General features: G+C 38.4%; 6 protein-coding genes. 5 read left to right on the top strand and 1 reads right to left on the bottom strand.

Annotated features, from left to right (window positions below; translation table 11 throughout):
- Window positions 1–14: 14 nt before the first annotated feature.
- Window positions 15–3,032, bottom strand: a complete 3,018-nt coding sequence (locus RB604_RS06155) for a SusC/RagA family TonB-linked outer membrane protein (RefSeq protein ID WP_005926938.1) — start codon at window positions 3,030–3,032, stop codon at window positions 15–17.
- Between the two features lie 910 nt (window positions 3,033–3,942).
- On the opposite strand from RB604_RS06155, the gene RB604_RS06150 reads away from it, so the two are divergent.
- The 5 genes from RB604_RS06150 to RB604_RS06130 all read left to right on the top strand — a co-directional run bounded on the left by RB604_RS06150 (window position 3,943) and on the right by RB604_RS06130 (window position 14,120).
- On the top strand, window positions 3,943–4,791 hold the full coding sequence (locus tag RB604_RS06150; RefSeq protein WP_005926944.1) for a hypothetical protein: 849 nt from the start codon (window positions 3,943–3,945) through the stop codon (window positions 4,789–4,791).
- A gap of 1,386 nt (window positions 4,792–6,177) precedes the next feature.
- Window positions 6,178–7,104, top strand: coding sequence for a TolB-like translocation protein (locus tag RB604_RS06145; protein ID WP_055293400.1), 927 nt, complete (start codon window positions 6,178–6,180; stop codon window positions 7,102–7,104).
- 3 nt (window positions 7,105–7,107) lie between these two features.
- Window positions 7,108–10,992: a T9SS type A sorting domain-containing protein gene (locus tag RB604_RS06140; protein ID WP_055293397.1), complete on the top strand. Its 3,885-nt coding sequence runs from the start codon at window positions 7,108–7,110 to the stop codon at window positions 10,990–10,992.
- Between the two features lie 461 nt (window positions 10,993–11,453).
- On the top strand, window positions 11,454–12,620 hold the full coding sequence (locus tag RB604_RS06135; RefSeq protein ID WP_021936046.1) for an exo-beta-N-acetylmuramidase NamZ family protein: 1,167 nt from the start codon (window positions 11,454–11,456) through the stop codon (window positions 12,618–12,620).
- Between the two features lie 51 nt (window positions 12,621–12,671).
- Window positions 12,672–14,120, top strand: coding sequence for a sodium:solute symporter (locus RB604_RS06130; RefSeq protein ID WP_005926958.1), 1,449 nt, complete (start codon window positions 12,672–12,674; stop codon window positions 14,118–14,120).
- The last annotated feature ends 10 nt before the right edge of the window (window positions 14,121–14,130 follow it).

Here is a 14,130-nt window from a genome sequence, read left to right as displayed (position 1 = left end):
AATTCCTATACAGTTTAAAAAGTTGCATTTATTGAGAAGTTAAAACTGCGGGTACTAGGCACAGCAAAATTATCAATACCCATACGACCCGTTCCACCACTTTTTCCCGCACTAATCTGAGGATCACATCCAGTATATTTAGTCATCAAGAAAAGGTTTCTGCCTGTTATAGAGAAACGCAATCCTTTTATTGCCGTATTTCTTAATAAAGGAGTAAAATCATATCCCAATGTCACATAACTCAAACGCAGATACGAACCGTCTTCAATAAAATTGGAACTTACTGCATAGAAATATGTATTCATTGTTGTCTGATCCAAAATGATAGGTTTGGTATTCTTTATGTAAGTACCATCCGACTGTTGGACAACCCCATTGACCACAACTTCTCGATTACGGTATTTTTCTGCGAAAGAGCTTTGCCCACTTGATAACAACGAGCGGGAGGTTACATTTACCACATCCCCTCCTTTACGACTATCCAAAAGGAAAGAAAGAGTAAAGTTTTTCCAACTGATATTGGAAGAAAGCCCCAACAAAAAATCCGGTTCGCGATCCCCAATAAGATTGCCTTTTACCGGGCTAATTATCGGATACCCGTCTGCCGTACAAACAACCTGGCCGTCAGGACTACGCATATAATCTTTTCCGGATATAGCTGTTGTAGAACCGTTTAAATAAGCAGTCGGAAATATATCGCCATATTGAGTTCCTTGTATTTCCACAATATCATCCGGTAGATTAGTAACTTTACCACGATTAAAACCAAAATTCAGATTCGCATACCATTGAAAATCACGGTTTCGCATTATTTCCTGGTTCCACTGGAGTTCTACCCCCTTATTTTGAATAGCCCCCTCATTACGTGTCTGCAAGATATTTCCTTGTGTCGGAGAAACCCGCACTGTCACAATCTGATTATCTACCTTTGTCTGATAATAAGCTAAATCAAATTTTGTCTTATCATTAAAAAAGCGTAAGTCCAGACCCACCTCCCAAGAACTGGCTAATTCAGGATCTAACCATTGTGCACGGCTTTTTGTCGGATCCACTCCGAACCCTTGATCCGGAAAAGAACCTTTAATAACAAATCTTTTATCAAAAGCATAAGGATTAGTGTCCTTACCGACTTGAGCCCAGTTTCCACGCAATTTTCCATAAGTAAAAAACTCATTGGAGATATGAAATAGTTCAGAGAAAATAACACCGGCAGTTACTGACGGATAAAAATAAGATTTTTCACTTAATGTCGAAGAATAATCATTTCTGGCAGTCCCACTGATATGTGCTATCCCTTTATAATCTAAACGGATTTCTCCAAAATACCCCAAATTACGCTTCAACGAATGATACAGCGTAGTATTTTTACCTATTTCTAACGGATCAAGATTAGATATACTTTCAAATCCAGAAACGATAAACCCGTCTCCCCCCGTCGCTAATTCAACAGATTTCCTTTCTTTCAATTCATAACCAGCCAGAAAATTAAGATTAAAATCTTTCGATAAATCCCATCTATATGTAGCCAAAGCTTGTACAGTTAATAATTGGCTACGGCTTTGAGAATAATCATACTCTCCAAAATAGGACAAAGGCACATTTTCTGAGTTTTCAAAATCTGTTTTTTTGAAACGGGCCGCTGTTTGAGATTCAGAGCTTGAATGGTTTTCATCAAAACTTACCCTACCACTCAATTCCAATCCTTTTATCGGAGTCCAGTTCACACTTCCCATCAATATATTACGCGTAGCATTACTTTCTCCATTATCTCTATACCGGCTCCATAACGGGCTTAATGCCACCGCCTGCTTTTCCGTATCAGTCAAACCTTCCATCGGATACAGCCATCTCGGAGTTCCATTTGGATTTTGATAAATACGAATATCATCATTAATCGGCCAATTATATACAGTAGACAATACATCTCCTGCTCCTCTCGATTTAGTTTTCATGATATTAGCCGACATATTAACCTTTAGATTTTTAGATATTTCATATGTACCTTTCAATAAAAAATTCATCCTGTCCTGATAATCATTCGGTACTACCCCTTCTGCCATTGAATAACTGGCAGAGGCATAAGCTGAAAACTTATCAGTTCCTCCGGAAACACTTACATCATATTTATGAGTAAGTCCTGTCTGAAAGAAATTCGACACATTATCATATATTTTTTCACCCGGTTGTATCATCGGCCCCCAGCCGCCAGTCGGTGTACCGGCCGACATTATGCCACGTCCACCAGGCACATAGGTTGTCTGTAATTTAGGTAATCGGAAAACATCCTCAAATTGCACGCTGGCATTAGCATTGACAGTAATTTTTCCTTCTTTCCCACTTTTGGTGGTAATCATAATAACGCCATTGGCTGCTTCCTGCCCATACAAAGCCGATGCAGCAGAACCTTTCAGCACTGTCATGTTCTCAATATCGGCCGGATTGATCTGTGATGCAACTCCTGCTCCAGAAACAGCTACACCATCAATAATCAATAATGGTTCATTAGACTGTCCGGCATTAATTGATGAAATACCACGAATCGTTATCTGCGAAGAAGCATTTGGAGAACCTCCTGAAGTGCTAACGCTCAAACCGGAAATCTTACCCTGCAAAGTATTTACAAAATTAGTATTAGCTCCTCCCATTATTTCCTCAGAATCCAAACTTTGCACAGCATAATTAAGTTTTTTCTTTTCAGCCTTAACCCCCATCGCCGTAACAACAACCTCATCCACCATTATTGAAGACGGTTTCATCACAACATTTACCACAGACTGTTTGCCAATTTTTACCTCATGTGTCTCCATACCTACATATGAAAATACTAAAGTTGAATTGTCAGGCGCTTTAATAGAATATTTTCCATCAATATCGGTAATTGTACCCAGGTTAGCATCTCCTTTCACCACTACAGAAGCCCCAATTACAGGCATCCCGTCCTCTGAAGAAGTCACTACCCCTGTAATCGTGTGCTGTGAATATGTAACCACAGCCGAAAAGAGAAAGAGTAGAACTAATAACTGTTTTTTCATAATATAATTAATTAATAATTTCATCTATGTCTATTCAATGTAACCAGATAAAATAAGCATCGGAAATAATTTCCCCCGCCCAGGTCGATGAGAGAGATATCCCTTTCATCATTTTCAGAAAGAGATATTTTTACTACTTCTTTATATCTGTCTTTATCTACCATAAAAGACTACGATTTAATAAGTTCTTAATTTACCGATTCCTCTAAACAAGGATTATAATAGAGAACGCCAATTAAGTATTATCTCTAAGGTTATTTATTATCAGACAGAGACCTTTTTTCATAAACTCCTCATTTCACTATTACCTCCATTTTCCAAGTTCTATCAGAACTAAAGACTTCTTTTATTTTTGAATCAATTGAATACTATTGTTGTAAAAATATACCTGATCAACAGTTCTCAACTTGTTTTATATGTCAAGAATACCGATTGAATATTATAAAATTGCACAGCGCTATTTTTCAATCTTTATCAGAATAATATATGTATATTTAATGTTTACACCAGAACGTGAGGTTATATCCAATCGATCAACCCCGTCTTTGCAAATATTTTCATAACACGCAATAACATCCTCATTATAAGTATCTTATTTATATATTATTTATAATAATGTATTGTGATATAAAACAAAGAATACATAAGTAATGATAGGTGCGATTCTGGTTGGCTACTCTGACGGTATAGTATAAAAAACTTTAGGAAAGAGATTATCTGAAATAACAGTAGACACATTTTTTCATGGATACACCTCATTCTTATGGAGGAAATCCAAATGATATATAGCTTCTTTCAAGAATAGCTAAAAGGCCTTAAGAGACTTTACAGACATTTTCTTTCGGAAGAACAAGGGGTGTTGCAAAAAAAATTATATATTTGTATCCAAATCAAAAAAAAAGAACAGGAAATGAAACTTATCGCGGAAAGTGGTTCTACAAGAACGGAGTGGGCTCTGGTTGAAGATAATCGTCTCGTACAGAGGGTTTTCACAGAGGGTTTGAATCCTTTTTTTCAGACCAGAAGAGAAATAAGCAGGAGCGTTAGACTCGGCCTTCCTGAATCTTTCTTCAAAAGAAAGTTGGAACAAGTTTATTATTATGGTGCAGGATGTACCTCTTATGAAAAAAAGAATGTTTTGGGTGCTTCATTGGTAGCGCAATTTAAAACCCCTATCCAAGTTGAAAGCGATTTATTGGCGGCAGCACGCGGATTGTTTAAATGTGATGCCGGAATTGCTTGCATTTTGGGAACAGGTTCTAACTCTTGTTTTTATGACGGCAAAATCATTGTTAAAAATGTAAAGGCTGCTGGTTATATTTTAGGTGATGAAGGAAGCGGAGCTGTTTTAGGCAAACTATTTCTTTCTGATGTATTGAAAGGGTTAGCCCCTAAAGATATTACGACCGACTTTTATGAAAAATTCCGTATTACAGCTAATGATGCCATGGAATCAGTTTATAATTTACCATTTCCCAATCGTTTTTTAGCTACTATTTCCTATTTTCTTGCAGACTATTTAGATAATGAATATGTCTATGAGTTATTAGTGAATAACCTAAAGAACTTTTTCATCCGTAGCGTATGTCAATATGACTATAAAAATTATCCTATTCGTTTTATCGGTTCAGTTGCCTACAGCTATTCCGAAATTCTAAGAGAAGTAGCCAGAGACTTTGGAGTAGAATTAGATATTATAGAAGAAACGCCAATGGACGGATTAATAGAATTTCATTCTATGAATATTGAAGAACCATAAAGAGATAAATGGATAAAAATTTAATTTATAACTTTATAAATATGTTAACCTAAAACTACTATTCATCAAAATGTAACAAGGAGATCAATGATCGTGTGAATTAATAGATATAAATCTAAATAAAATCAAATTTATGTTCCTGATATTAAAACAATTCTTATCTTTGCTTTGAAGTTATTTCAAAAGAGTTCTTTTAAGCCTTTGTTTGATGAAAACTTACCTCCAATTAATAGCCAACTATGTTGACCAATTCCTGGCTAATAGATAAAAAGCAAAGTTCTGATAGAACTTGGTAAACAGTCAATATCATTTCTTTTTGATACCACAAAGAATTGCAACACAAACAAAAGATTATTTTATAAAAACAGCAAAAAATATAAAAAAGAAATCACTCTATTTAACAAAAGCTAAATTAAAGTAATTGACATAGATAATTTAAAGATATAAGCAGAATAATCATGCTATACACCCTTCAAAAGTCTTTAATCATTTTCTGCAAATCACATACTACATTCACATATAACACATTAAGTTCATAAACAAATAATGATAGCAGAAAACAGTTATTAATCCCACCATTTCAACAAAGAAAAATTTATCAAAAACTATAATATCAATTACAGAGGAAATTTTTGGTAAAATATAAAAAACAGAAAATAATTTTCGATTAAGCAATCAAAATATATCACCATTACAACAATACAGACTAATTTATTTTTTTATTTACATAATATTTAAACGGATTTCTTAATAGAAACACAGAAGGACAATAAATAAATGTAAATATTTAAAAACAAACAAATCACTACAAACAAAAAGGTATGCACGCAGCATTAGGTAATTATAGCATACAGAAAATAGGAGATGTAACAAATTGATAATCAGCACGCAGATATCATCACTATTTTCCTCGTAGACAAACCGCCCGTTCCTCGTAGACAAACCATCCATTCCTCTACGATGAACGGGCGGTTTGTCTACGAGGAAAGCACTTATTATTTATAATAATACACAATAAACAGAGAGATGAAAACAATACCTTCATACTACATGTAAACTTATTGAAACGAAAACGAGAATCAGAAAAAGAGCAAAAACAACGTTTTTTACAAAGTTTCAAAAAATCATTTTCCGATACAAAATAAGTAAAAAAGAATCATAATATGCTAAAAACATTCACTAATAGTATAAAACACGTTAATTAAATTCCTAAAAATTTGTTTCTAATAATAAATTAATGAATATTTGAGAAGCAAGATGAGTAAAAGTAGCCTAAACATCCTTTGAAATAAACGGATGTATCTATTCCTCAACACCTATTTCGTCAAAAAGCATTAAGCTTAATATATAAAATACCATTTATTAACCTTTTAATTCTTTTAGATCATGAGAAAGTTTTTTCTATTGTTGCTACTTTACTTAGTCCAACAAGTTCATGCACAAGAAATCAGTGTAGTATCCGTGAAACAATTACCGAAATCAAGCATCGGTAAAAGCTATCATCCCAAATTCAGCCCTAATGGAGAATACCTACTTCTAACCTCTGATAATTATTCAGGGCTTAAAAAATTTGATTTGAAAAATGAGCAAGTATCCATTATCACCGAAGCTCCCAATGCAGGATACAACGTACAAATAAGTGCGGACGGGAATAACATTATCTATCGAGAGCAGTCATTCAACAAGCGAAACATGAGGGAGACCGCCCTGAAGAAGATAGACTTAACTAACAAAAAGGAAAACCAACTTATCTCTCCTACCCGAGACCTTCAATTACATAAGACCATAAATGGGAACCTTGTATATGTAAAAAACAATAAGTTATCAACCAAAAGAATATATGGAGAAAAAATAAAAACAGTACCGGATATTGTCAATATCGAAAATCGGCAATTGGTCTTATATCGGAACGGTGAACGTAAAGAGATCTCTCCCAACGGAAAAGACTGTAGCTATCTATGGCCTTCCATCTCGCCCGATGGAACAAAGTTATTATATAAAGTTGCCGGCAAAGGTACATTCATCTCCAATATCGACGGCAGCAGCCCGATTCGAATAGCTAATTTAAACGCCCCTGTCTGGCTCGGGAATGAATGGATTATAGGGATGAATGATAAAGATAACGGAGAACGAATCCTCTCTTCATCCATTGAAGCCGTTTCGATAGACGGACAAAAACATCAAACCCTCAGCGATCCTTCCACGATAGCCATGTTTCCGGCTGTCTCAACCGATAACTCATCTATCGCTTTCAATAGTGACAACGGAGATATTTACCTCATGAAAATCAATATCAAACAAAAAGCCAAATAAGATATGAAAACACTAAAGTCAATTATAATAGCCTGCTTATACATAATAATATGTACAGATGTAACTGCGAAAGATCTTACAGGGGTGAGAATCTATATCAATCCGGGACACGGAGGTTTCGATGCAGCCAACGACCGAAACGTAGTAACCATCCCTTATGCCGCCAATGATATAAACGGTTTTTGGGAATCTTCTTGCAGCCTGACAAAAGGATTAGCTCTCAGAGATATGCTGGAGGCTCACGGAGCAACCGTCATGATGTCACGTACAGAAAACAGAGATGAAGACGACCGGAATCTGACCGAGATTGCAGAAGAAGCCTCAGCAAACAGCATGGATGCATTTTTATCCATTCACAGCAATGCTGTAGGCGTAAACCAGGGCACTAATTACCTCTTGTTACTGTATCGCGGAACCGACGACGAACCGGATCCGGCATTAAGCAAACCAATGGCACAGGCGTGTTGGTCCAGGATGTATGACAACCCGCTCACCAACTGGACATATTATAGTGCAACTAATATGAATGTACGTGGCGACTACTCGTTCTATGGCTACCATTTAGGCGTATTAAGAAACAATACCGTACCGGGCTTTCTTTCAGAAGGAGAATTTCACGACTACCTGCCGGAAACGCACCGACTGCTCAATGAAGATTATCGCAAATTAGAATCTGCACGTTTTTTCCGTTATTTCTGTGACTATTTTGAAGCAGATCAAGCATCAAAAGGAATACTTGCCGGTCTCGTAAAGAGTTCAAACGAACGTATCAATAATCCACTATATCTTTATAAAACAGGCACAAATGACCAATGGCTTCCCGTGAATAAAGCTAAAGTAGAACTATTCGACAACAACGGTACACTCATCGACTCTTACGTAACCGACGAGTGTTACAACGGGTTTTATAGTTTCTTTGACTTAGAGCCAGGAAAATACAAACTAAAAATAACAGCAGAAAACTATGCAGCAGCAGATATAGAAACTGAAGTAAAAGCCGGAGAGACTACATCTTTAATAACGCAAATTGAAAACAAAAACGTAGTCACCGAAAAAGAAGTGCCAGCAGATTATCCGGAGCCGGATCAAGAAGCAGGAACCGTAGCCATGCCTTTCTACAAAACTCAGGAAATTTCAAAAAATACCTTCGAATGGCTTCAAGACAAAAATATCCGAAAAAGCCTGTTACACAACAAGAAGCTATATATCCTTACCACTGAACCCAAAATCTATATAGCCGATCCAAATACCGGTGATTTGATTTCCGAGCTAAAACTTACCGGCATCGAAGGAGGGATTCTACCAATAAGCGATATCGCATTTTCTGCCGACGGATACCTGATGGCTTGTAATAAAAACATCGTTACTCTACCGGCAGACGGAGAGAAGTTTAAAGTTTACACATGGAATGACGACGAGTCAGATCCTATACTCTTCTTCGAAACCACTCAGCAAGGAAACTTCTCAGCCTCTACCATTGGAGAAACCTTTGCCATCAGCGGTCCACGTTGGAAATGTAACATATACACGCCGGCCATCACCACAGGCACCTCAAAACAAATCCGTATAGTAGGCTATCAGATAGACGAGGAACTGCCGAACATAATTGGTTATAAATACATGATGGATACCACCAAATACACAGAAGCTCTTTGGGGAGAAACGTTCACTTTCACGATCTCGCCTCTCGGAACAGACCGTCTCATCATAGATAGTGAAAAATTAATGCCAACAGAATTCGGATTTGACTGGACGGCTGCCGACCGTAGTCCCTTAACCGAACACGGCGCAATAAACGAAGGAATCCTTTCCCCTCAAGCCAAAGGTGCTAATTTCTTCCAATATGCACGGCATTCTTTCATGATATCACCCGATTGTAGTGCCGACCACAGCCACGTAAGTGCGATTCTATTTGACATAACCGATGGGCTGGACAAGGCTGTTAAAATATCAGAAAAGATGCCAGATGACGGTTTAAGTGAAAATGCCGTACCCTACATGATGGCAGCAGGAATTGTTAACGGATACGATATCGATCTTTATCTTTATGCACAAAACGCAGGCATAGCCCGTTATCAAACTATCACCACCACCGCTACGGCCAACATCTATGCTTCCGGACTTCAATTGGAAAGCACCGGACAAGAATATAAATTCAGTTTCATCCTTAACGAAAATGCGAATGAAGTATTTATTGAATTTGTCAGTGGCGAAAAGATATTAAAATCATATAGCGCAGGTACTCTATCCAAAGGTAACCATACGGTTTCAATGACAAAAGCGGAAATTCCTGCCGGCAAAGATATGCATTGGCAGATTAAAGCGACCGCCGAAAGTGTTGCCCGTCCGGTAAAAATGACTGGAGATGAAGAAACTCTTAAATTCTATAATGCATATGGAGTTGCCATAGACAACAATCCGGAAAGCCCTTACTTCGGCCGTATATACGTGGCAAGTAGTAAAGGAGGCACTTCAGCCGGGCGAACCACCGACCAAGGTATCTACATAATGGATCCGTTGTTCGGAGACATCACAAATCAATCCAACAAAGCTTATGACGGCGGAATAACCTGGAGTAGCAGCAATAGCCCGTTCCGTCTGGCCATAGCACCGGATGGCAGGGTATTTATGTGCGATTTCAGTGACGGTAATTCCGGTATCTATGTTATGGATCCGTCTAAGCCGAATGAAAAATTCATCAGCCTGTTCGAAGGGCTTACCAGAGATACGAACGGACTTGCCAGCAATACAAACAACGAACCCGTACACGGCTCTTCCTCCTCTTGCTACGTGACGGGAAGCGGCGAAAACACAATATTATATACTTTTGATGAAGATTATAAGGTGGATGGTAAAGCAGGAAATATACTACAATACAACATTGGAACAACTACCCACTGGACAGAAGCACCCAGCATCGCATTCAACAATGCGGCTACCGGCGGATATCAAGCTAATATGAATTCAACGATTCTCCCCGACGGACGCGGTGGTTGGTGGATCTCTCAATACCGGGCAGCCGATGAAGCAGCCGTTCCTTCTCTGATCCACTATAACGGCACCCAAGTAGATTTTGTATCTGGTAAAACAGATCCTACGATCATCGAGAATTCCCGGAATGGCGGTATGGCTATCAGCCTTGACGGAACCCGCATCGCCATGGGATGCAACAACGAAATAAAAATACTGGGTATCAGTTATAACGAAGAAGGAATACCTTCCATCAAACGCCTCCACTCCATAAAACCAGGAATCGGAGCTAACTCCAATAGCCTGGCATTCGACTGGGGAGGCAATGTATATCTAATCTCCAATTCCGGAGAACGCTTGGGAATGTGGGCCTTACCTAAAGCAGACAACACTTCTGTCACACCCGCACCATCTTCTCAAACTATCTCTAAAGAGATAGGTACCGTTGTAAATCTCGAAGCTACCGCCGCACCCGAAGGTATATCCTTATCATGGGAAGAGCCCGAAGGTTCTGTAGGAACTCCGGAATACAATATATACCGTGGTTCAGAATTAATAACCACAGTAACCGGAACCACTTACACAGACGAAATCTCGGAAGATGGTGAATACTCATACAGTGTAACTGCCGTATATGGAACTTACGAAACAGAAAAAGCAACCGTTTCTATCAAAATAACCGGAATAGAAGAATCGACGATGGCCACTTCCATCTATCCTAATCCGACAGACGGACCGGTAAACATCGAATCAGAAGAAACCATTCATTCTATCCAGGTATTCGACATAAACGGGCGAACCATTCTGAATATGAACAATTTGAATACAAATAAAGAAACAATCAACCTTTACGAACAGTCCGGCGGAGTTTATATCATCAAAATAAACGGCATGACTTACCGAATCATTCGTAAATAAAAGCATGCGAAACCGATAAACGAGTCATTGCAAATTAATAATAAGCTGACAAGAGACCATAAAGAAAATATTACCGGTCCCTTGTCAGCTCACAAAACAAAGTATCGAACAATGGAGTACACAGCTATTTTCCTATTGCCATCAGGTGAAGTATAAGTATATACTTTACATATACAAAAGTGTATACTCTTACATCATAAAAGTATATACTCTTGGCACACAAAAGTACATACTCTTATAATCACCTATTAATCAAATGAATATAGAAGTAAAATAGGACATTCAAGTCCCATGTATTCAGCCGGATATATATTTACACCTGTTTACCACACACCTTTAAACGTGTAAATACAAGTTTGCAAATTATTGATTATAATTCTAAAAATAAAAAAATATATGTTTCTAATATTAAATCATATATTATCTTTGCAGATAAAGAACTTCCCCTTATATAATACATTATGAAAAAAATTCTACTTATAGTCATTTTAACATGCATCACTTTCTATTGTCAGGCAAATCAGAACCGGGTGATTGTAGGTGCAGAGCAAACAAACGTTTATCTCCCCTTATTGAAAAATAAGCGAATAGCTATTTTTTCCAATCATACCGGTATGATCGGAAATAAGCACTTACTGGACGTGTTGTTGGAGAATAAGATAAATGTAGTAGCCATATTCTCTCCCGAACACGGGTTTCGTGGTAACGCAGATGCCGGAGAACACGTTTCAAGCTCGGTGGATTCGAAAACCGGCGTGCCCATTCTCTCGTTATACGATGGTAAATTAGGTAGGCCCAGTGAAGAATCGATGCGGAAATTCGACCTGCTGATAGTCGACATACAAGATGTAGGATTAAGATTTTATACCTACTATGCATCCATGGTCCGCTTGATGGATGCATGTGCAGAGTATAACCGCAAAATGTTGATACTGGATCGTCCTAATCCGAACGGTCACTATGTAGACGGCCCCATCTTAGACATGAAATACAAATCAAGCGTCGGATGGCTTCCCATTCCGATAGTACACGGCATGACATTAGGAGAACTGGCATTAATGGTTAATGGCGAACGGTGGTTACCGGCTTCACGCATTTGTGATATAACAGTCATAAAATGCAAGAACTATACACACCAGACAATGTATGAATTGCCGATCCCTCCTTCCCCTAACCTGCCGAATATGAAAGCTGTGTACCTTTATCCTTCTACCTGCTACTTCGAGGCAACTCCCGTCAGTCTGGGTAGGGGGACACAGCTTCCTTTTCAAATATACGGACACCCTAATATGTTAGGATATGATTACACCTTCACACCACAAAGTATACCGGGTGCAAAAAATCCTCCCCAACTCAACAGAATTTGCCACGGTGTGAATTTAAGTGAACTGAGCAATGAAGAAATATGGAAAAAAGGAGTAGATTTGAGTTATCTTATCGATGCCTACCGGAATCTGAATATGGACGATTACTTTTTCCGGCCGTTTTTCGAGCTGTTGACAGGTAGAGATTATGTACGAAAAATGATAAAACAAGGTAAAAATGCGGATGAGATCAAAGCGATGTGGAAAGAAGATGTAGAGAAATTCAAGATACAACGCAAGCCTTACCTTATATATGAAGAATGACCGGTTCTTTCCTGTTGATGAATTACAAATTATTAAATTATAAATGACCGCATGACTCCAGTTTCTATTTTAATCACAATCGTGGCGTATTTCATTATCCTGTTTACGGTTTCATACATCGCAGGCAGAAAGGCCGATAATGAAGGTTTTTTCGTTGGGAACCGTAAATCGGCCTGGTATGTAGTGGCTTTTGCCATGATCGGCTCCAGTATATCCGGAGTGACATTCGTTTCCGTTCCGGGTATGGTAGCGGCAAGCGGATTCTCCTATTTGCAGATGGTACTCGGTTTCGTCGCAGGGCAAATCATTATCGCCTTTGTTTTGATACCGCTTTTCTACCGGATGAATTTAGTATCCATTTATGAGTATCTGGAGAACCGGTTCGGTCTGTCTTCTTACAAGACCGGTGCATGGTTCTTTTTCATCTCAAAAATGTTAGGAGCAGCCGTGCGGTTATTCCTTGTTTGCCTTACACTACAACTGTTGGTATTCGAGCCTTTCCACCTGCCGTTTATTCTTAATGTCATCATTACCGTAGCCCTTGTCTGGCTATACACTTTCCGTGGCGGTGTAAAATCACTGATATGGACCGATTCCCTGAAAACGTTCTGTCTGGTAGTATCCGTAGTTCTATGTATCTATTATATCGCTTCCGATCTTAAGTTAGGTTTCGGAAGTATGATAGCCACCATCTCCGAGAATGATTTTTCCCGCATGTTCTTTTTCGATGATGTGAATGATAAGCGCTACTTCTTCAAGCAATTCCTGGCGGGAGTGTTCACAATGATCGCTATGACCGGACTGGATCAGGACATGATGCAACGCAATTTAAGCTGTAAAAATTTTAAGGATTCACAGAAGAATATGATTACCAGCGGTATTTCCCAATTCTTCGTCATCCTGTTATTTCTCATGTTAGGAGTGTTATTATACACATTTACCGCACAACACGGAATTGAAAACCCCGAGAAAAGCGACGAATTATTCCCGATGATAGCTACCGGTGATTATTTCCCGGCCATAGTGGGCGTACTGTTTATTATCGGACTGATTTCATCTGCTTATTCGGCAGCCGGTTCGGCTCTGACCGCCTTGACAACTTCTTTTACAGTAGACATATTAGGAGCAAAAAACAAAGCAGAAAATGAATTGGTAAAGATACGCAAACGTGTACATATCGGCATGGCCATCATCATGGGCATTGTCATCTTCGTGTTCAATCAATTGAATAACACCAGCGTAATCGATGCTGTCTACATCTTGGCCAGTTACACCTACGGACCTATTTTAGGACTTTTTGCTTTTGGCATTTTCACAAAAAAACAGGTACGCGATAAATATATCCCCATAGTAGCCATTGTTTCTCCCATCCTCTGCTTTATCCTGCAAGAAAATTCGGAGAAGTGGTTTAACGGATATCAGTTCAGTTATGAGTTACTGATATTCAATGCATTGTTCACTTTTATAGGTCTTTGCCTGCTTATTAAAAAGAAAAAATAATTTTTTAATC

This window comes from Bacteroides salyersiae, from assembly GCF_031172035.1.
GTDB classification, from domain to species: domain Bacteria; phylum Bacteroidota; class Bacteroidia; order Bacteroidales; family Bacteroidaceae; genus Bacteroides; species Bacteroides salyersiae.
The sequence above is the reverse complement of the archived record's forward strand: the minus strand, read 5'-3'. Positions and strand labels throughout refer to the sequence as shown.

Coding starts and splice junctions, on each gene's coding strand:
- RB604_RS06155 (WP_005926938.1), bottom strand. CDS start 3,032: ATGAAAAAACAGTTATTAGTTCTACTCTTTCTCTTTTCGGCTGTGGTT.
- RB604_RS06150 (WP_005926944.1), top strand. CDS start 3,943: ATGAAACTTATCGCGGAAAGTGGTTCTACAAGAACGGAGTGGGCTCTG.
- RB604_RS06145 (WP_055293400.1), top strand. CDS start 6,178: ATGAGAAAGTTTTTTCTATTGTTGCTACTTTACTTAGTCCAACAAGTT.
- RB604_RS06140 (WP_055293397.1), top strand. CDS start 7,108: ATGAAAACACTAAAGTCAATTATAATAGCCTGCTTATACATAATAATA.
- RB604_RS06135 (WP_021936046.1), top strand. CDS start 11,454: ATGAAAAAAATTCTACTTATAGTCATTTTAACATGCATCACTTTCTAT.
- RB604_RS06130 (WP_005926958.1), top strand. CDS start 12,672: ATGACTCCAGTTTCTATTTTAATCACAATCGTGGCGTATTTCATTATC.